The 18,908-nt window shown below is 50.3% G+C and carries 20 protein-coding genes, 1 tRNA gene and 2 pseudogenes; 13 read left to right on the top strand and 10 right to left on the bottom strand.

All coding sequences use genetic code 11. The features are described from left to right. The first annotated feature begins 46 nt into the window (after positions 1 to 46). The 3 genes from ACZ1GS_RS03735 to ACZ1GS_RS03745 all read left to right on the top strand — a co-directional run bounded on the left by ACZ1GS_RS03735 (position 47) and on the right by ACZ1GS_RS03745 (position 1,860). Complete coding sequence (locus ACZ1GS_RS03735; RefSeq protein ID WP_472697151.1) at positions 47 to 1,471, top strand: sodium-dependent transporter; 1,425 nt, start codon at positions 47 to 49, stop codon at positions 1,469 to 1,471. A 9-nt stretch (positions 1,472 to 1,480) separates the two neighbouring features. Continuing rightward, the gene (locus tag ACZ1GS_RS03740) at positions 1,481 to 1,684 is read left to right on the top strand and encodes a DNA gyrase inhibitor YacG (RefSeq protein ID WP_472697152.1); all 204 of its coding nucleotides are present in this window, start codon (positions 1,481 to 1,483) and stop codon (positions 1,682 to 1,684) included. A gap of 100 nt (positions 1,685 to 1,784) precedes the next feature. Next, positions 1,785 to 1,860 (top strand) — tRNA-Phe (locus ACZ1GS_RS03745). A 202-nt stretch (positions 1,861 to 2,062) separates the two neighbouring features. On the opposite strand, the gene ACZ1GS_RS03750 is transcribed toward ACZ1GS_RS03745, so the two are convergent. The 4 genes from ACZ1GS_RS03750 to ACZ1GS_RS03765 are packed head-to-tail and all read right to left on the bottom strand — an operon-like array spanning position 2,063 to position 4,294. Next, positions 2,063 to 3,076, bottom strand: coding sequence for a recombinase family protein (locus ACZ1GS_RS03750; protein WP_472697153.1), 1,014 nt, complete (start codon positions 3,074 to 3,076; stop codon positions 2,063 to 2,065). Between the two features lie 39 nt (positions 3,077 to 3,115). Next, positions 3,116 to 3,685 carry a recombinase family protein gene (locus ACZ1GS_RS03755; RefSeq protein WP_472697154.1) on the bottom strand — a complete coding sequence of 190 codons (570 nt, stop codon included), beginning with the start codon at positions 3,683 to 3,685 and terminating at the stop codon, positions 3,116 to 3,118. Then, positions 3,678 to 4,136: a DUF2924 domain-containing protein gene (locus ACZ1GS_RS03760; RefSeq protein ID WP_472697155.1), complete on the bottom strand. Its 459-nt coding sequence runs from the start codon at positions 4,134 to 4,136 to the stop codon at positions 3,678 to 3,680. Before ACZ1GS_RS03760 ends, ACZ1GS_RS03755 begins: the two co-directional genes overlap by 8 nt. After that, positions 4,133 to 4,294, bottom strand: coding sequence for a DUF3489 domain-containing protein (locus ACZ1GS_RS03765; RefSeq protein WP_472698059.1), 162 nt, complete (start codon positions 4,292 to 4,294; stop codon positions 4,133 to 4,135). Before ACZ1GS_RS03765 ends, ACZ1GS_RS03760 begins: the two co-directional genes overlap by 4 nt. 149 nt (positions 4,295 to 4,443) lie before the next feature. Here ACZ1GS_RS03765 and ACZ1GS_RS03770 point away from each other — a divergent pair, with 149 nt between their 5' ends. After that, positions 4,444 to 4,797 (top strand): hypothetical protein, encoded by a 354-nt coding sequence (locus ACZ1GS_RS03770; protein WP_472697156.1) that lies wholly within the window; start codon positions 4,444 to 4,446, stop codon positions 4,795 to 4,797. A gap of 110 nt (positions 4,798 to 4,907) precedes the next feature. Here the strand turns inward: ACZ1GS_RS03770 and ACZ1GS_RS03775 are convergent, their stop codons facing one another. From ACZ1GS_RS03775 to ACZ1GS_RS03785, 3 genes are all read right to left on the bottom strand, one after another. Continuing rightward, positions 4,908 to 6,542, bottom strand: a complete 1,635-nt coding sequence (locus ACZ1GS_RS03775) for a hypothetical protein (RefSeq protein ID WP_472697158.1) — start codon at positions 6,540 to 6,542, stop codon at positions 4,908 to 4,910. A gap of 69 nt (positions 6,543 to 6,611) precedes the next feature. Then, the gene (locus tag ACZ1GS_RS03780) at positions 6,612 to 7,286 is read right to left on the bottom strand and encodes a hypothetical protein (RefSeq protein WP_472697159.1); all 675 of its coding nucleotides are present in this window, start codon (positions 7,284 to 7,286) and stop codon (positions 6,612 to 6,614) included. Between the two features lie 294 nt (positions 7,287 to 7,580). Beyond that, complete coding sequence (locus ACZ1GS_RS03785; protein WP_472697160.1) at positions 7,581 to 8,225, bottom strand: LuxR C-terminal-related transcriptional regulator; 645 nt, start codon at positions 8,223 to 8,225, stop codon at positions 7,581 to 7,583. A gap of 52 nt (positions 8,226 to 8,277) precedes the next feature. On the opposite strand from ACZ1GS_RS03785, the gene ACZ1GS_RS03790 reads away from it, so the two are divergent. Beyond that, on the top strand, positions 8,278 to 10,209 hold the full coding sequence (locus tag ACZ1GS_RS03790) for a sensor histidine kinase (RefSeq protein WP_472697161.1): 1,932 nt from the start codon (positions 8,278 to 8,280) through the stop codon (positions 10,207 to 10,209). A 207-nt stretch (positions 10,210 to 10,416) separates the two neighbouring features. Here the strand turns inward: ACZ1GS_RS03790 and ACZ1GS_RS03795 are convergent, their stop codons facing one another. Together ACZ1GS_RS03795 and ACZ1GS_RS03800 are read right to left on the bottom strand one after the other, a co-directional pair. Then, entirely contained in the window at positions 10,417 to 11,238 is an 822-nt protein-coding gene (locus ACZ1GS_RS03795; RefSeq protein ID WP_472697162.1) for a PEPxxWA-CTERM sorting domain-containing protein, read from the bottom strand. A 206-nt stretch (positions 11,239 to 11,444) separates the two neighbouring features. Then, positions 11,445 to 11,885, bottom strand: coding sequence for a hypothetical protein (locus ACZ1GS_RS03800; protein ID WP_472695288.1), 441 nt, complete (start codon positions 11,883 to 11,885; stop codon positions 11,445 to 11,447). Positions 11,886 to 12,038: 153 nt separating this feature from the next. Here ACZ1GS_RS03800 and ACZ1GS_RS03805 point away from each other — a divergent pair, with 153 nt between their 5' ends. From ACZ1GS_RS03805 to ACZ1GS_RS03815, 3 genes are all read left to right on the top strand, one after another. Then, complete coding sequence (locus ACZ1GS_RS03805) at positions 12,039 to 12,665, top strand: tyrosine-type recombinase/integrase (RefSeq protein ID WP_472697163.1); 627 nt, start codon at positions 12,039 to 12,041, stop codon at positions 12,663 to 12,665. Between the two features lie 114 nt (positions 12,666 to 12,779). After that, a complete protein-coding gene (locus ACZ1GS_RS03810; RefSeq protein ID WP_472697164.1) occupies positions 12,780 to 13,208 on the top strand; it encodes a hypothetical protein in 429 nt (142 codons plus the stop codon). Positions 13,209 to 13,306: 98 nt separating this feature from the next. Continuing rightward, positions 13,307 to 13,678 (top strand): hypothetical protein, encoded by a 372-nt coding sequence (locus tag ACZ1GS_RS03815; RefSeq protein ID WP_472697165.1) that lies wholly within the window; start codon positions 13,307 to 13,309, stop codon positions 13,676 to 13,678. Positions 13,679 to 13,711: 33 nt separating this feature from the next. On the opposite strand, the gene ACZ1GS_RS03820 is transcribed toward ACZ1GS_RS03815, so the two are convergent. Then, positions 13,712 to 13,918, bottom strand: a complete 207-nt coding sequence (locus ACZ1GS_RS03820; RefSeq protein ID WP_472697166.1) for a helix-turn-helix domain-containing protein — start codon at positions 13,916 to 13,918, stop codon at positions 13,712 to 13,714. A 281-nt stretch (positions 13,919 to 14,199) separates the two neighbouring features. On the opposite strand from ACZ1GS_RS03820, the pseudogene ACZ1GS_RS03825 reads away from it, so the two are divergent. The 5 genes and pseudogenes from ACZ1GS_RS03825 to ACZ1GS_RS03845 all read left to right on the top strand — a co-directional run. Continuing rightward, positions 14,200 to 14,511 (top strand): annotated as a pseudogene (locus tag ACZ1GS_RS03825) (phosphogluconate dehydratase); the annotation flags it as partial. Beyond that, entirely contained in the window at positions 14,499 to 15,482 is a 984-nt protein-coding gene (gene glk / locus ACZ1GS_RS03830) for a glucokinase (protein WP_472697167.1), read from the top strand. The pseudogene ACZ1GS_RS03825 and the gene glk, both read left to right, overlap by 13 nt. Positions 15,483 to 15,535: 53 nt before the next feature. Continuing rightward, positions 15,536 to 15,921 (top strand): annotated as a pseudogene (locus ACZ1GS_RS03835) (beta/alpha barrel domain-containing protein). Positions 15,922 to 16,138: 217 nt separating this feature from the next. Beyond that, positions 16,139 to 16,753 carry a response regulator gene (locus ACZ1GS_RS03840; protein ID WP_472697168.1) on the top strand — a complete coding sequence of 205 codons (615 nt, stop codon included), beginning with the start codon at positions 16,139 to 16,141 and terminating at the stop codon, positions 16,751 to 16,753. Between the two features lie 101 nt (positions 16,754 to 16,854). Beyond that, a complete protein-coding gene (locus ACZ1GS_RS03845) occupies positions 16,855 to 18,855 on the top strand; it encodes a sensor histidine kinase (protein WP_472697169.1) in 2,001 nt (666 codons plus the stop codon). The last annotated feature ends 53 nt before the right edge of the window (positions 18,856 to 18,908 follow it).

Here is an 18,908-nt window from a genome sequence, read left to right on the forward strand (position 1 = left end):
TAACGATGCCGGACAGCCGGCGCATTGAAATTGGGGAGTAGAGTCTATGGCAGGTGCAGCACCGAATGGAGAAGGCTGGTCCTCGCGAACCGCGTTCATACTCGCCGCGGTTGGCGCTGCGGTCGGTCTCGGCAATATCTGGCGTTTTCCAACTTTGGCGGGCGAAAATGGCGGCGGTGCGTTTGTGCTGGTCTATATTGGCTGTATCCTGCTGATCGGCTTGCCGATGGTGCTCTCCGAAATTCTGATTGGCCGGCATGGCCGCAGCGATGCCTATCACAGCGTCGTCAAAGTCGCCGAAGATTCCGATGTCAGCAAAAATTGGGGCATTTTCGGAGGTATTGGCATACTCAACGCCTTTCTGATCCTGACCTTCTACAGCGTCGTGGCGGGCTGGGTGCTTTATTATGTCGGTGTCATGATCGGTGATTTTTCCGGCGCCCTGTTTTCCGGCAATCCCTTTGCCGGTGCACTCGCCACCGAAAGCCCGGACACTATTCCGGGCCGCATGACCGCATTATTCGCCAATATCCCGATGCTGCTCGGCATGCACACCTTGTTCATGATCATGACAATCTGGATCGTCGCTCGCGGGGTGACCGACGGCATCGAGAAAGCGGCGACCTATTTGATGCCAACCTTCTTCGCCTTGCTGGTCCTGATTACCATTTATGGCGCCTTTACCGGTGAATTTGCCAAAGCGGTGGCGTTTCTGTTCACCCCTGATTTCAGCAAACTGACTCCGGCGGTCATGAATGATGCGCTCGGACAGGCCCTGTTTTCGATGAGTGTCGGATCGGCCGCCCTGATCACCTATGGCGGCTATGTGTCGCGGGAAACCAAGCTTGCACCAACCGCGGGCACGATCGCCTTTGCCGATACCGGCGTCGCGATTCTCGCCGGCCTGATGATTTTCCCGATCGTCTTTTCGGTTGGTCTGGATGCCGCTGCCGGGCCGACCCTGGTGTTCCAGTCCCTGCCGATTGCCTTTCACACGATGCCGGCGGGTTCCCTGGTTGGCTTGCTCTTTTTCGTTCTAATATTTTTCGCCGCGCTGACCAGCTCGATCTCCCTGCTCGAAGGGGTCGTCGCCTGGGCCATGCGCCGGTTTGACTGGGGCCGCGCGGCCACGGCCTGGTTCATTGGCGGGCTGATCTTCCTGATCGGCGTGGCCTGTGCGCTGTCGCTCAATGTCTGGAGCGACGTCCGACCCTTGGGTTTCTGGCCGCTTTTCGAGGAAAAGAATATTTTCGATACGATTGATGATGTCGTTTCCAAAATATTGCTGCCGGTTGCAGCATTCCTGACCGCGGTGTTCATCGGCTGGCGGGCCGACAAGAAACTGGTGGCGGCAGAGACCGGCCTGGAAGGCCCGTTATTCGGCCTCTGGCGCTTCCTCATCGCGTGGCTCGCTCCAGTTGGTGTGACGCTGATTTTCGTGTCGGCCATTTTCCCGAACGTACTCGGATAGGGATAAGCCTTGGCCCGCAGCAAAGCCTCTCATTGCCCGGTATGCCGCAAGCCCAAGTCGGCCGACCACGCGCCATTTTGCAGCGCCGGCTGCAAGGACCGGGATCTGCTGCAATGGCTGGGAGAGGGCTATAAGGTCCCGGGACCGCCGGTTTCACCGGATCAACTGGCCGATCATTTTGCCGGAGATTCGGGCCGCGACGGAGAGTCCTGAACGCGCAGGATTTTTCCGCCATTTTAGGCTGGACAAGCCCCGCAAGCCCCGCCTATAGCGGCGCTTCAATTTGGGTGCCGCACGATGCGCGGACCCGGTTGCCCGAGTAGCTCAGTTGGTAGAGCAAGCGACTGAAAATCGCTGTGTCGGTGGTTCGAATCCGCCCTCGGGCACCACTTTTTTCCTTATTTTTCAAAGTCTCGCGCACAGCAGATATTGTGCGTATTTTATCCCTATTATTCAGTTAGTTAATGGACAATGATCGACAGACATTGTCGCCAGAGACCATTTGTCAGCCGCGATATGAGGGCAAAATGGCCAACTGTCTCGATGGCCCAAATATTGGAGTCCAGATGCACTTGTGGAATTGGGGAGTTTTTAAGCTGGAGCGAACCCGAACATCTTACGCTGTCCGGCCCAGTCTAGTGGGATTTTGTTGATACGCATGATCTTGCGTCCGGTGAGATCAGGTGGCTGAGTTCCATCAACTATTGCAGAGATAATATCGGGAGCCATGAAGCTTAGTCTAACTAGCTGCTGCAAATGCCGCTGCTTGTAGTGATTGACCATCGGAGAGTTTATTCCTCGAACCAGAAGATCCTGCGCTGCAAAAGCATGAGCGATCAGTCTGAGCAACACAGGATCGGGATCACGCTTGATGGACCCATCGTCCGGCGGAACTGCTAACCTCACCTCTGATCCTCGGCTAACCAGTTTAGCTTCGATTGAAAGCTGGAGTGGTTGATTCTGGCTAGGAGGCGCAAATTCGATTTCGATTGTTCCGCTGTTTACTGCCACACGAGTTTTATAGTCGAGCAACAACCTCCTTTGTTCACTGATAGACATTGCAGGCAGATCGATTGAGGTTTGGCGACCCAGATCTATCCGAACTTCCATTTCTCGAGCATCATCGGTTCCCAAGCCGCCGCACGTCACCAGTTGTCTGGCAACTTTATCAATCACCAGTCGTTCTATCTCACCGGCAGGCATTCGCCACTTGTCCGATTGATCTCCAGGCGATGTTCGCGTGACATAATATCGATAGCGTTTCGAGCCCTTCATCGCATGCGTCGGCGTCATCGGCTTGCCATCCGGATCGGTTATGATGCCGGTCAGCAGACTGGGGTTGCGGCTCTTCTTGCCAAGTGCATTGTCGCGCCGGTTCTCACGGAAAGTCGATTGAACGTGCTCAAACAGCTCATCCGAGATGATCGACTGATGCGCTCCATCATAGACTTTTTCCTTATGCCGGACTTTTCCAACATAGACTGGATTTTGGAGCAGATGGGTTAAAGTCCCTGTTTTGAAGTGGATGCCACCAGCGATCCTTCCGGATTTATATACGCGGGTTCTGGTCCGGATATCTTTCGCAGCGAGTTCGTCAACCAACATTGGTACCGATTTGAGTAAAGCATATCTTTCAAAAACAAGTCACACCGTTTCAGATTCAGTCCTGTTGATCGCAAGCTGGCGATCTTCGATGTCATAGCCGTAAGGAACACCGCCGCCCATCCACATACCTTTCTTCTTGGATGCCGCAACCTTGTCCCGGATACGCTCTCCGGTGACCTCTCGCTCAAACTGGGCAAAGGAAAGCAGGACATTCAGGGTGAGACGTCCCATGCTCGTGGTGGTGTTGAACGATTGGGTGACACTGACGAATGAAGCTTCATTCTCATCCAGTATCTCAACGATCTTTGCAAAATCAGCGAGGGCTCGGGTCAAGCGATCAACCTTGTAGACGACAATGATATCGACCTTGCCGGCTGTGACATCGTTCAGCAGCTGTTTGAGAGCAGGGCGTTCCATATTCCCGCCAGACCATCCCCCATCGTCATACAGTTCAGAAACTGCTTCCCAGCCCTCGCTGGCCTGGCTGAGGATATAGGCGGCACAAGCTTCGCGCTGTGCATCCAGACTGTTAAAATCCTGTTCCAAACCCTCTTCTGTCGATTTGCGGGTGTAGATCGCGCAGCGCTTGCGTTTGATGCGCTCAGCCATTGGTAAGAGCCTTTGGCTTATAACCGCTCTGCTTCTTTAGTCCGAAGAACCGAGGGCCAGACCAATGCGCACCTGTTATTTCGCGAGCAATGTGGCTGAGGCTGGCAAAATGCTTGCCTTCAAATTCAAAGCCATCATCACAGACTAGCACATGATAGCTTTTACCCTTCCATGACCTGACAAGTCTTGTTCCAGTCTTGAGAGAGATTGCATGCATGTGTCCAGCTTTGCCGGTTTGTTCGACGCGTTTGCGAAGCCGCTCGATCTCTCGTTTGGTAGCACCTGTCAGGCTGCCATGGACGCGTTCCTGCCACCGGTTGGCGATCCCGCGCCGAAGCAGGTCTGGTCCGATATCGGGCGCAGGCGACTTGAACGTATCACGCCAGGCAGACCGCAACTGGACAGGGGGCATGGCGGTTAGTTCAGCCAATCGGTTGTCTAGCGTGGTCATGCTGAGGCTTTGGCGTCATGATCGCTTGGGTTTTGTGTGATGCGATAGGCCGTCCCATTTTCACCGCGCTGTTCACGTGTCAGCACATAGCTCTTCTTGCGCAGGCCGGTTAGAAATGCGCGAACGCTATGTTGCTGCCAGTTTGTTGCTTTGCATATCTCATCGAGAGTAGCGCCTTTCGCTCACGACAGCAGCGTGATGACTTTTGCGGACTTTGTTTGAGGTTTTGTTTTGGTGGACATGTTTTTCTCCAGCTTGGCGCTGAACCTTCCAGCGCTTCCACTGACCCGAGCCGCAGATCGCCTAAATGGCGGGCGGCTTGGCGCAAATGATGTTTGCGATGCCAACAGCAATGCTCGAACACACACCCAAGTCCAGTGGTTTATCTTCATATTTGCAAAAGCTGCATGTGGACTTCCATGCTAAGTCGAGCATGGGTAAGGGCATGGCTGATGACGACGAAATTAACCCGATCAAAGTGCGAACCGGTCTATTTGCCTTGATCACGGCAAGACTTGAAGATGCCAATGAAATCGCAGTTAAGGGGCAAGCCGCTAACCTCGGTAACCCCGATGTCAGCGGCTTGGTCATTGAACTGAGTTCGCTGGTTGACGAGATCAATGTTCAACTAGATGCAATTGAATTGATGAACAGTCGTTAGCGTCGGCTATTGGGCCGTTAACGGAAGGTCAGCTTTGCGTTGATTGGCAGGAGAAGCCGACGTCCCGCTAGTGATTGAAAGCCGTCATTTTTTTCGCGACCAATCGTTGGTCAATCTGTGAAATTGTAGACATTCTCGCCACGGCCAGCTTCCATTGATATTGAATGGAACACGCGCAACGTGCCGCCCATGCAAGGTAGTGTATCGGCATTGCGGAACGCATAAGCCCTCTCTTTATCTGTACACATTGGTGTGCTGTTACCGGTCCAGTTTTTGCCGGTTTTCGGATCAAATGCCCAAACACGGACAGAATATTCCAAGCCTTTTCCATCCGGTCCATCTGGCAAAAACAGGTTCGCACATTTTTTCCGCTTGGCAAAATAACGCCCCTGTGAAAACCAACCGGCCTCTCCGCCTATGGCGGCTTCTTTCCAATAGGCAAATCCGATCGCAATTTTTTTGGAACCCGTTCGATTGCACAATTTTAACGTAGTGCGTTGAGCATCTCGCGCTTTTTGGGCTCTCTTGATCTCCCGTCTTGCAATAATTGCTTCGGTAATAGCCGCTGCAATATTGTTCGCAGCCCCTTGTGCCAATTCTGCAGTTGTGGGCTTCGGGGCTACATAGCCCGGTTCGGGATAGTAATCTGGTTCAGGATAGTAATCAGGATATGTCTCTTCTTCGACAACCGGCCGAACGTAAGCAGGTGGCGATGACGCCGCAATGCGGGTAGGCAGCACCTTTGTAGTATTTCGAACATAGGATAGCTCCGCACGCGCACCACCAGTCAAAAAAGCAGAAACACCTTCAACCTCACCGCTATCATAATTGAAATAGGCCGATGCGCCGCTGCCTCCTATCGCAGCAAATGCAACCGTCGCGCCATGGGCATCTCCGCCAAATGCATGGTTGTTTTTCTTGTACATTCCAACGGTAACGGCAGACCCTGCGCCCAGAGCAATAAACTTGACCCCAAGAGTGTGATATGTAGCGACAGACTGTTTGCCATTCACATCGAATGCGAAACCATTTTCGCCTTCAAATCCGACACCAAATGCACCGCCGACACTGGCACCAAAAGTCACGGTTTGATATCCGGCCCGTTTTGCTTCGTTTAAGATGGTCCGCATACAGCTGCTGGACATCATCCGCTGCGCAAGTACTGATTGATCAACCCGTTGCCGGTTCCGCATCATTATATCCAGACTGCATTTTGTCATGGATCGAATGACTATACCCAGCAAATTTCCACTCTCTTTTACGGTATTTTTTGCCAGATTCACAATATCAGCGTCATTTTGAATACATTGATTTTTGATGAAATGTTGAACCAGTCGGCCATTGCAGGAAGGTATGTGAGGAGGAGGGCAAGGCTTTTGACCAAGTCCACCGCATGTATTCGGTCTCTTCAAAGCCTGCTTGATCGCCTGTCCGGTTTCTGACGCCCCATCTTTGATCGTATTGACGATGTCGTTGTCCTTGCGGATGCAAACACCTTTGATGAAATCCAATACCAAACGGCCATTACATTTTGTCGGGAAACAAGCCTTCTGACCTTCACCACCGCAGCTTTGTGCATAGGCCCCCGAAGACAGTGGACCGACGGAAACCGGAACCGTCAATGCACCTATTGCTACGAAAATGAACAAGAATGAAACCGCCCAATTTGTAATATGAACTCTGCGAGTGTGGAAGATTGATGAAACAGAGCTTTGCATAGGTTTATCTTTCGAAAATTGGGTCAAAACGATGATGATCGCGCAAAATGCTGGTGCACCGCTAGATTTCTTGAGGGTGCACCAGCGATGTTTGTGTCATTTTTTAGTGAGGTTGATCCGGATGTTACGGTTGTCCCGGCTTTCCCAAAGCAAATTGCCATTGGGTAAAACAGTATAGACACCGCTGCCTCGAGTATCTTTGAACTCACTATCGCTAATCCGTTCATAAGTGACGGCTTTCCCAGTCTTTCCCTTCCGGATGGGTGTGACCGTAGCTGTGTTGCCATCGGTCATTCGAAACTTGTTGATGTTTCTGCGATTGTTTGCGAACCGAAATTCGCCTTCAAGATTATATTTGTCTGTATCGCCAGCGATTTGACCCGTTCGCACTAGAGTTATTTTGGTCGCGCCTCTTTTCCAGACCATCGCACCGGAATTCGTAAACGTGTAGGTTGCACGGTTCTTCTTGAAAAGACCTGCTTCTCGCCACACGCCGTCTTTTACTTTTTCGTAGATAACAACTTTACCTTTTTTGCCGCGGCGAATCGGGAAAACCTCGAGCCCACCAAATATGTCCATCTTAAATTCATTGATGAGAGATCCGTTGTTCGTTGCTTGATAGATGCCATCGATACGTTTTTTGGTAACCTGTGCATGGGCTTCAGGGGCCAATGTAATGAAAGAAGCACCGGTCATGGGAAGTGCTATCGCAAGGGCAGCGGCGAGTTTCATCGCTCCGCGACGGGATGTATTTACTGATTGGGCCATCATATTTCCTTTCTCCAAATTTAGGCAGATTGCGTCTTGCCTTGTCACTGGAAGTAAAGGACGTCGTTCCATGCTGTCATGAGGTCGATCCCCTATATTGCAATTTGGAGAATCATTTTCTGTCCGCTGGGACGGAACCAGGCACTAGAGAATGAGGGATTTTCCTCATTCAGAAAAAGAGAAAATTCTGATAGACCTCGAGGAATGAGGGGCAGCGACACAAAGCAATCTAACATCCGGGATGTAGCATTTTTCGATGTATGTGCTGAGGCGGTGATGACCACTTTTGCACAAGGATCACAATTGGCGCGTTTGATCCAGCAGTCCTTCTTTCAGCGCATAGGCAATAAGCTGCGCAACCGAGTGGACATCCAGCTTTGCCATCAAACGTGTGCGATGATTATCAACCGTTTTGGCGCTTACACTCAATCGTTCCGCTATTTCGGCGTTGTTGCATCCATCGGCAATCAAATGCAAAACTTGACGTTCCCTTGCGGTCAGTGGCGGCATTTCGGAGTGTTCTCCCAAAATGGCCAACACCTCCTGTGCAACATAAGAGCCGCCACCCAGCACCACCTGAAAACCCTTACGCATTTCACCCGGCGTGGTCGATTTCAAAAGCAGACCGTCCACCTCCGCTGCAATCCAATCGGCAAGATGCCCTTTTGCATTGAAGCCGGTAATGACAATGATGTGCGTTTCAGGGCTCCATCGGCGCACTTCAACAAAAACTTCCATTCCCTTGGCAAGCGGCATACCGGCATCAAGGGTGAGCAAAGTGGGTTGCAGTTCCTTGGAAAGCGAAATGGCTTCCAGGCCATTTTCAGCTTCGCCGACGATTTCGACATCGTCAATTTCTTCAAGGATAGCGCGCAGACCATTCCGAACGACCGCATGGTCGTCTGCGATAACCGCACGGCGCTGGCCCATTGGTAATGTCAAATACACTTCCCCCAATAGCCTCAAAACTATATGCAGATTGATCTGCCTTGTCTTGTCTTTTCTGCTTGGGGTGACGCCAGCGACGGCTCAAACACTCGAACTAACTGCCACCAATAATGATGTGAACATTGTGGAGCATATGGTGATTGTAGCGGACAGAAATTTTAACTTTAATGACGTCGCTGTAAGAAGACAGGCAGAACAAAAGGCGATCAACATTTCGATCCCCAATCAGATCATGCCAGAGACAACGGCTGACGGTGATTGGGGCTATTTGAGGATCGATAATACCACCAACAAGCCGATAAGCCGTGTCTTGGACACCGAGCATTTCACTAACAAAGGTTATGTCATCTATCTTGAGCAAAGCGACGAAATCGAACTGATCTTGGACGCCCAATTGCCTGCTCAACAGATCGAAGACCGCATCCGGCCTGAGCTTATTTTGGCTTCGATTCCAGTGCCGCTCGCCCCGAAAGAAGAGATCAGGCTTTGGGTGCAATTTCAGGATGGGAAGAATGCTGGAACCACGCCAATTTACCTGCGGGAAGAAGCTGACCTAACCGCGCATCGTGTCAAGAATACCATTGTCAACATAGCCTTTTATGGGGTTGGCCTTACCCTTTTGGTGTTCCTATTGCTTCTGGCTCTTCTGCTGGATTCTAAACCTGCAAGGTTTTACCTTGTGTTCCTATTTGCTTCAATCTCTTTGAATTTCCAGCAAGACGGCTACTTCAACCAATTCTTCTATGCCGGTGATCCCAATTTTCACGCATTGACGCGGTTACTTTGGCAAGTGTTGATGGTGATATCCTACCAACTCTTCATAGTTTCTTTTTTGGATATCAAACGACGCCATCCCCGCTTTCTTATCCTCCCAAGAACTTTCATTGGGTTAGTAGTTGCCACCGCTGCGGTTTACCCATTTTTGAATGGAACGGAAATTTACCAACTTCTTTTTAATATTGTCGCATGGACCTTTGTCGCCATTAGTGTGGGTGCAGCAATTTTTGCCTTTAAGTCTAGGATTGAAGGTTCCGGTTTTTTCATCCTGGGTGTCGCGATTTTCATTAGCTATCTGTCATACAGTATAGCGAACAAATTTCTGTCAGAGATCAGCTATGACTTTGAAGTGGTACGCAACGTAAAGGCGTTGCAATTGCTCGATGCCTCGGTGTTTGCAGCGGCGATGCTTCGTCAGACATTTGCGCTGCGTGATCAACGCGATGACGCCTTGAAAAGCGAGCTTGCCGCTGCGCAAGAAAGCCTGACTGCCGCGCGTGCGCAGTTAGAGGCGGAGAAGGACCGAGACCGCGCAAAAGTCTTGGCCGAAAAGCATCGAGAGCGATTGGCGATGGCCAGTCATGATCTTCGTCAGCCGCTTACCAGCCTGCAACTCGCGCTCGAACAGGCGGAGACATCAAGCCCGGATCTCAAGCAAAAACTGGCATCGGGGCTGGATTATCTCAATGCCGTGCTTGGCGATACATTGAAGAGCGCACGCCCTGACGAAGATGGTAGCGATGAACATGCAGCGCCAGGCGATGTAGTGCCGGTACAGGTAGTGTTCGACAATCTCGAACGGATGTTTGGAGCTGAAGCCAAGCGAAACGGACTTGCTCTGATCTTCATCCCCACAAATGTCACCGTAAAAGCCAACGCGGTCGGACTAATCCGTATGTTATCCAACCTGATATCCAATGCTATAAAATATGCCCATCAGGGCGAGGTTGAAGTCATTTGTGCCGAGCGCGACGGTATTGTGTCAATCGAAGTTCGCGATAATGGCAACGGTCTGACCAAAAAGGAATTGGCACGTGTTATGAATCCATATGAGCGCAATCAGACCGAAGGCAACGGAGAAGGTCTGGGCCTGCACATTGTCAAGACCATGGCGGAGCAAGCTGATTTAACTTTTGAGGCAAACAGCAACCCCGGCAAAGGAACCGAGTTTCGTTTGGTTGGTTTTGGTGTCTGCTCGTAATGTCTGCTTTCGCGATTTGACCAACTCCTCCGAAATGTCCGATACTGAGGCGCAAAGCCGACTGTGACGAACGGTTGATAATTTATCTTATGTTGAAGGGTCGGGCGCTGGGTCCGCAATATCCCGAAAGCGGACGTTCGCTGACAGCCAAAAACCCCCTCCGAATTATCTCCTGAGGGGGTCTTTATCGGACAATGTCTGTCGCGGTTAAACGTAGCTCACTTTTAAATTGACCTTACGCCGGCGCATTGCGCCGCCGACCAAACCAAAGCCAAAAATCATCATTGACCATGTTGCTGGCTCAGGGACTGCGCCCATAGATCCAATTGATCCGGTATAAGCCAATCCATCAAACTGGCGGCCCGTGTTCGATATCAACGTTCGGGATAGAGTGTCCGCATTATATTGATAAAAATTGCCACTAACATCTAACAGCCAGTAAACGCCTAGATCTCCATCAAATGCCAAGTCACTGTTGTTAAAGCCACCGTCTCCGCCTAACGGAGTTTGGTTACCGTTCGTTGGATCAAGTCCAAAAAAGTTTCCACCTCCATCGTTGGTTCCAACTAACTGATTAGTATCTCCTCGATAAGTCATTCCGCCGATCCGTTGGTCGAGGTTCCCAAGCAGAGTTGCGGCTCCCGTGCTACTATCGATCTCATAAAAACCACCTCCATTCATGAACTGGGAGGCGTGCAATTTCCCTGTTGATGCATCGAATGCGAGCCCAAACAGGTCACTGATTCCATGATTCCCAACTAGCGTCGCCGCTCCGGTGGACGTGTTGACGGTATAAAGATTTTCATTGCCTCTTCCGCCAAGCATAAAGAGAGTATCATTACCATAAGCCAAGTCGCCGAAATTCGCATTGGTGCCTAATGCGCCGATGTCAGTAAACACATTCGTTGTCGTATCAATCGAGACTAGAGTATCGCTACCATTATCCAATGCGAACAAGGTAGCTGCAGACGCTGGTGTAGCAACAAACGCCAATGACAGCGCCGTTGAAGCAATTAGAAGTTTTTTCATGATTTTCCCCCGTTTCCGATTGCCAGCCAGTAGACAATCAATCGGAAAAAATTGTGCAAACCCTAACGAAGCGTTAACAGATATCGGTATCCCGCGCAATTGGACTTCCATTACAGCAACCTATGTGCCGTTTTGGTACAATCCCAGCGTCAGTCTTTGCGCCCAAAGCGGACATGACTGCTTCATCCCGAAAGCGGACATTGGATTTACGGCTTAATCTTTTCGGCTAGGCGCTTCGCTTCCACCATGTTTCGATCTTCAAATTTTTCGCGTCTGAACAAAGGCAACGCGTCAAAGAGTGAAGAGGAAGGCTTCATAGCGAGAGCATTAAGTCTATAGTCTGCGGCATTCTCATCTCCGTTCATCCGACTAAGATAGTATTCGCAATACTCACATATGTATCTGTTATGTTTCGCCTTTTTCTGTGCAGCGGCTTCAAGTGCCTGTTTCAATAATATCTTGGCCTTGTCGAAATCGCGTTCCTCCAGGTGAAGCCTAGCGCCCATTGCGATATGACGCGGGATTTCGCTCTCTTGAAATTTTAAGTAATGCATTCGTGCAGAAACAAGGTCGCTCTCCCGCATGGAATCGCGAAATGCAACAACTGCGGATGAATGGGCCAGAGCGCGCTTTATCTTTTGGAACATGCATATTGGTGTACCAAAATATCTATCGTTCTGTAACCCGCCGAAAACAAGCTAATGTCCGCTTCTGCGCCCATAGCGGACGCTAGAAAACCAGTCCAAAAAACCAATTATTAGCGTTCTGCAGGCTTTGACCTTCTCAATGAGGAGATCACAATGCAAAATCAAACATGCGACATTCTAAAGCTATATCCATGGAACAAGGGAAAACTGATCGGACAAAAAGCCCCGCTGAAACAACAAGAGGTCTGGGCCATCAGGGTTCGGTTGGAACTGGCAGATCGAAAACGCGATCTGGCTCTGTTCAACCTAGCGATTGATAGCAAACTTCGAGGATGTGATCTTGTCAGTTTGAAAGTGAGCGATGTCCGCACTGGAGATGAGTTCCAAAGCCGAGCCAAGATCATTCAACGCAAAACCCGAAACGCTGTTCAGTTTGAAATTACCAAACAAACACGGAACGCCCTCAAAGCTTGGTGTGCTCAATCCAATTTGTCTCCATATGATTGGTTGTTTCCATCTCGCATGGATAGATCACACCATCTTTCGACACGACAATATTCTAGAATTGCAGCGAGCTGGTTTGGATCAATAAATCTTTCGCGATCAGCTTACGCCACTCATTCATTAAGGCGAACAAAAGCAACCTTAATCTATCGAAAGACTGGGAACCTGAGGGCCGTTCAACTACTTCTTGGTCATTCAAAGATCGATAGCACCGTCAAATATCTCGGAGTTGAAGTTGAAGATGCGCTAGCCCTTGCAGAAAGCGTTGAACTCTAGTGTCCGCTTTGGGCGCAAAAGCGGACGTTCGATATTGGAGGCAGGTGAATGATTGGGGCGTACGGTAACAATGTATTCTGTTGATACGGAAGCAAATCTTTGATTAGAAACCATATGGTTTTGATTTGGCCCAATACACAGTCCGATTTCTTAATCGACGTTGTATCGAGCTTTAAAAAGCGGTCCAAAGCATTGAAATATAAATGCCGAGATATCTCTTGTGATCGAGTTATGGAGAGGGATGGTGAAATTCAGCACGAAAAAGTTGAGATTCTCGTTCCCAATGTCAGCGAGCAAGTCAGGGTTCAACTGCACTTTTGGGATGAGAGGTGGGTTTGGGTAAGTTTCTCGCCAAGTTCGGCTTCAGCCAATTCGACTATCTGGTCCTTGGAAGGTCGAACATTATCAAAAGACATCGGCAAAGAAATTGTTGAAGCATTTGAGTCCAGCTTGGAAGTGGCAAGTTTTCCCAATGCTTCACAAGCTGCAGGCTATGACAAAATATGGAAACCGCTGATTGCTACAGGACCACAAATATTTTGATCTCTAATGTCTGCTTTGGGCGCAAAAGCGGACACTAACGTATTGCGTTCGATGGGCTGCTATTTGATAAGCATCGCACATTAGTGGAGTGCGCTGACGTGTTTGAACAAATCTCTTTTGAGAAACCCGTGAACGATTTTGATATTATCAAGATTATCGATGACTATGACGGGCTAACCGTGCTCATAAGCGATGAGCAGACCAAAAGTGAACTCAGTATGTTCTTCAAAGACAGGTTCGGTTTTACTTGCTTTGATGAAGCAGATTTGCACAAAACTTGGCTTGATGTCGGACATCTAACATGCGGTTTATATGAATCGTCGAACAGTGAGTTATTGGAATGGGCTAACGCTCAGAGTCCCTTCGATGAGCTTCCGTTTCCGGCAAAGCACTATCTGTTGGTCTCGATGAACGATGTGGTGAGCGTTATTACGGATGACCCTCCAATGATTGAGATAACTAAATCTTAGTGTCCGCTTTCGGGATAATGCGGACATCACCTCTCAAGGCGACACCAATTCCAGGTGTTCAACTTTTAGAGCCATTGCAAGTTCATAAATCGTAACAATGGTTGGATTACGCTTACCGCGTTCAAGATCACTGATATATTGCTGAGACAAACCTGAAAGCTCACTGAGCTTTTCCTGAGTTAGCCCCTTTTCCTTTCGGATCCGGCAGACATTGTCGCCAACAAGTTTCCGCATATCCATGGCAGAAACCATTGGCTTGTCTCGGCACAGTTGTTTATCAACTATAGTATGTATTTAGTTGGAGATAACAGATGGCCGAAAGTAAAATGACAAAAGCCCTCAATGAGGGAATGCAGATTCCATGTCCTAAATGTTTGGAGCCAATGAACATGGCGGCGCGGCGATGCCCAAATTGCAAACACGACTTTTCCGAAGAAGAGGTGAGGACCCTTATGTTTTGATAGATGTTACATATCCAAAAAATTTCGGTTATGGTGCCAATGATAAGACCGAGGAGCGGAACAGATGGCCGGATGTCAGGCGCCAGCGGAAAGATACCATCTGCCATTCACATATCACCCGAAGCCTATCACGGGGGGCCATTGGGCAAGCTTCAGGATGGAGACATGGTCTGTGTCTGCACTGAAACTGGCGAACTGACGGCATTGGTCGATGAAGCCATTTGGAGCGCCCGAGAACAGGCCGCCGCGCCGCCGCGCACTTTTGGCACTGGTCGCGAACTTTTTGCGATGCTGCGCCATCATTCCGACCCAGCTGAAAAAGGCGGATCAGCAATGCTTGCCGAGGCAGGGCTCTCACCATGCAAGAGATAGTTGTAGCCGATATCGGCGGAACCCATGCGCGATTTGCGATAGCGGCGATTGATAGCGGACATATTGTCCGTCTCGACCACCAAGTGAAAATGCGCAGCGCTGACCATGCCAGTCTGCAAATCGCATGGGAAGCCTATGCCAATCAAATTGGCCGGGAATTGCCGCGCGAAGCCTCTTTGGCTGTCGCTGGGCCGGTAGGCGGCGATGTGCTCTATTTTACGAACAGCAGCTGGATGTTCCGACCCGCGCTGGTATCTGAAAAATTGGGGTTGGACCGGTTCAGTCTGGTCAATGATTTTGGCGCAGTGGGTCATGCTGTCGTGCATATGGAAAATGACCAATTTGACCATATTTGCGGACCAGAAACCGAATTGACCGAAGATGGCTCGATCACCGTATTGGGCCCCGGCACAGGTCTTGGCGTGGTCAATGTGTTGCGTAAAGGCGGCGAGTATTTTGTTACAGAGACCGAGGGCGGCCATATTGATTTTGCGCCGCATGATGAATTTGAAGATGCGCTGCTAAAAATACTACGTGAACAGCATCGCCGCGTGTCTGCCGAACGCGTGACATCTGGCCCCGGGATAAGGGTGATCTACAATCTGCTTGCAGAAGTCGAGGGGCAGTCCGCCAAAGATTTGGAAGACCATGCATTGTGGACGCTGGCGGTCTCGGGTGAAGACAGTTTAGCCGCCGCCGCTTTTGACCGTTTCTGTCTGTGCCTTGGTTCCGTAGCCGGTAACCTTGCGCTCGCCCAAGGATCAAAGCAAGTCATCATGGCGGGTGGACTGGGGCAGCGGATTGGTTCTGCTCTCCTGACTTCCGGATTTCGCGAACGTTTCATCGCGAAGGGGCGGTTTCAGTCAATGATGGAACAAATATCTGTGAAACAACTGATCCACGAAGAGCCAGGTTTATATGGAGCGGCTGCGGCCTTCATCAAGGAATATGGAATAGGATCGACCATATGAAGCCGATCGAAAGGATCATGCGCACGGATTGCGCGCTGGACGCCATTCGCGCGATGAAACAAGTTGATGGTGCGATTGTCGGTGCTGGCACGGTTCTCAACACAACAATGCTCGGCGCAGCGATTTCAGAAGGCGCCGAATTTATTGTATCGCCTGGTTGCACAGAGTCATTGGCCCGGGCCGCGATTGAACGGAATATTCCCTTTCTGCCCGGTATAGCTAACGCTAGCGACATCATGCGCGGTCTTGATCTGGGTCTGACGCATTTCAAGTTTTTCCCGCAATGGCGAGTGGCGGAATTCCGGCATTGAAATCGCTCGGCGGTCCATTCGGGCAATGTTTATTTTGTCCAACCGGCGGGATTACAGAAGCGACCGCTCCAGACTGGCTGGCACTGAAATCTGTAGCGTGCGTCGGGGGCTCCTGGGTTGCGGGCTAGACAACGGTCAAAATTTTGGCGCGTTTCGTCTGCGCATTCGGGATAAAGCGGATATCGGCAAACGCGGACAGTCTCATGGATCGACCGAAACCCAGACCGGACCATGGAACGCCATCATATGCCGTTTGATTGGCAACGCAAAAATGTTATGCCGCGTTTCGGGGGATTGAGTAGCAACATGGGGACATCACAAAGCTCTGATCAAAAGCGGACTGTCGTGATTGCTGATGATCATGCGATTGTACGACAAGCCACGCGGCAAATCTTGTCGGAGATTTCCAACATCGAAATTACCGCAGAGGCCGAAAACGGGCTGGAAGCGATTGCGGCGGTCAGAAAGTACCGGCCGGATATGCTGGTTCTGGATGCGGCCATGCCTTTTGCAAAAGGTATAGAGGTTTTCGCTGAAACGCGCCGATGGACTCCCAAGACCCGGGTCGCTGTGTTGACGGGCTTTACATCTTCCAATCTATTGGCCGAATGGCTGGATGTTGGCGTGGATGGATTGTTCCTGAAAAGTTGCGACCCAGATGACATCCGGCGCGGGTTTGAAGCTGTACTGGCAGGGCACAAGTTTGTCGCAAAATCGGTAATGGCAATTTTGAAAGACGCGGTCGAGCCTGTCTCGCTGACCGCGCGCGAGCGCGAAGTCCTGTCTCTGGTTGGTACCGGTCACGCCAATGCGGCGATTGCTGATCGCCTGAGCATCAGCATCAAGACGGTCGAGAAACATCGCGGAAGTTTGATGGCGAAGCTGGGCGTAAATTCGGTTGCCGAACTTTTGGCATTTGCTTTGCGGGAAGGCTTTCTCGAGGGTCACAAACAGCTATAGAGCCTGGCTTGCCAAGCTCCCAATTAGCGAAAATGGGTAGTAGACCCCATAGACATTTTTCTGCCAAACCGCATTATCTCTTGGTGAAACATCATATTTTCGTGAAATATAAAAACTGGCCACCGGATCAGCTCACTGATCAAAATTTCCGCATGTGGAAGCTATTCAGCTGGCTGGCGTTTTTATGCATCTTCAATCTGAGCGCTGCTGTGCAAGCGCAGTCGGGACCGATCCAATTACAGGAGCAACCCGATTATTATCAGCGGGTCATCGGTCATCTAGAATATTTCATTGATCAAGATATAGAACTGGATGTTGCAGAGCTTCAAAATAGTCCGGCCCGGTTTGTACCGGTAACATCGAACTATGCCGACTTCGGTTTGACCAATGGCCGTGTCTGGATGCGGTTTTCAGTCCAAAACCCTTACGATAAGCGCGGCACATGGCGGCTCGACTTGAAGCGGCAATATTTCAAGGAGCTCGAATTATATCTCGTCCGAAATGGTCAGCCTGCTCAATCAGTGCTTCGGCATGACGAAAAAATTGCTTTTACAGAACGCAAAATTCCGAACCGTTTTCTTGAGTTTGACTTCGAAATTCAGCCTGACGAAACCGTCGAGTTTCTGGTCAGCTATCGTTCGACGTCGACGACTTATCTGCCAATTGCGGTCGCCAAAGCAGATGGAGTGTTCCTTGTCCATTCACGTGAGGAACGGATAGACTGGATTTTGAATGGCGCTTTGATCGCCATGATATTATTTGCCCTATTGTTGACACCGGTGACGGGCTGGAAACTCAGTACATCATTCAGCCTATATGTGTCCGCAGGACTGTTCTACATCGCCAATGCTGATGGTTACAACTTCCAATATCTGTGGCCCGATCATCCTTGGTTGAACGATCCGATGAACCTGACTGCCATGCTGCTGATGCCCGCGACTGGCCTGTTGTTCGCACGGCAGCTGTTTGATTTCAAAACACTGAAACCGGCATTCGACAAGTTGCTGTTGGCGATCATAATCCTCTTCATCATTCTCGCGATACTGCCGATCCCCCTTATTGGGTATCAATGGTATGTGGTGCCGGCCTATTCGATGATACCAATGGCAAAATTGGTGCAGGTTTCTGCGGGGATTATCGCGCTAAGAGGGAAGCGGGTGGGCGCCATACCCTATCTTGTCGGGGCGATACTGATCGTCAGTTCGATCGCCTATGCCACAACAGCCCATCTTCTGCCCGGAAAATTCGATTTGGACAGCACCCTCGATTTTGGTCATTTCATCCTGTTCTCCGACTGTCTGGCCTTTGCCATTGCGATGATGCTTAGGATGCTCGCACTCCGCAAGGATCGCGATTTGGCCCTTCAGGCAGAACTTCGTGTATCTGAAGAAAAGCTCGCGTTGAGCGAAACCCTGATAAAAACACAAAAAGAATATCATGATGCACGGGACCTTTCAGAAAAGCGCCGTGACCAGCTTTCTTCGGTCAGTCATGATATCAGGCAACCGCTGGTTTCCCTGCGATATGCTCTGGGACGTATCCGCGGCAAGAATGAACAGGTCACGGAGCAGATGAATGCGGCGTTTGATTATCTGGAAACCCTGGCTGTCGGACAACTGGCAGAAGATGAATCAGGGAAAAAAGAGCTTTCAACTCCACAAGCGTCCGAGCTGTTTCCGATACGGGTGGTGCTGGATAACGTGCGTGAGATATTTGCTGATGAAGCGCAAAGCAAGAATGTCGAATTTCGATATCGGCCTATCAATGCCAATGTCCAAACCGATCCGGTGGCGCTGATGCGGGCGGTCAGCAATCTTGTTTCCAATGCAGTAAAACATACCGATGATGGTGCGCTTTTGCTGAGCGCTCGACTGCGCGGTGATTATGTCCGCATAGAAATTTGGGATACCGGTGCTGGATTGGACGAACAAGAAATCAAACAACGGATGACCAAACATAATAAGGGCGAGGCTTCGTCCGGAACCGGATTGGGCTTTACGATCGTGAAGGAAATCTGTGAAACACATCGTCTGAAATTCGCGTTTCATTCCCGCAAAGGCTCCGGTTCTGTCGCATTTATTCATGTGCCGGCAAGCAAATAGCCCGATAAATGGGGTGTAGACCCCATATTCACTGCACCGGTGCTGTGACACTA

It is taken from the genome of Parasphingorhabdus sp. W113, from assembly GCF_055693205.1.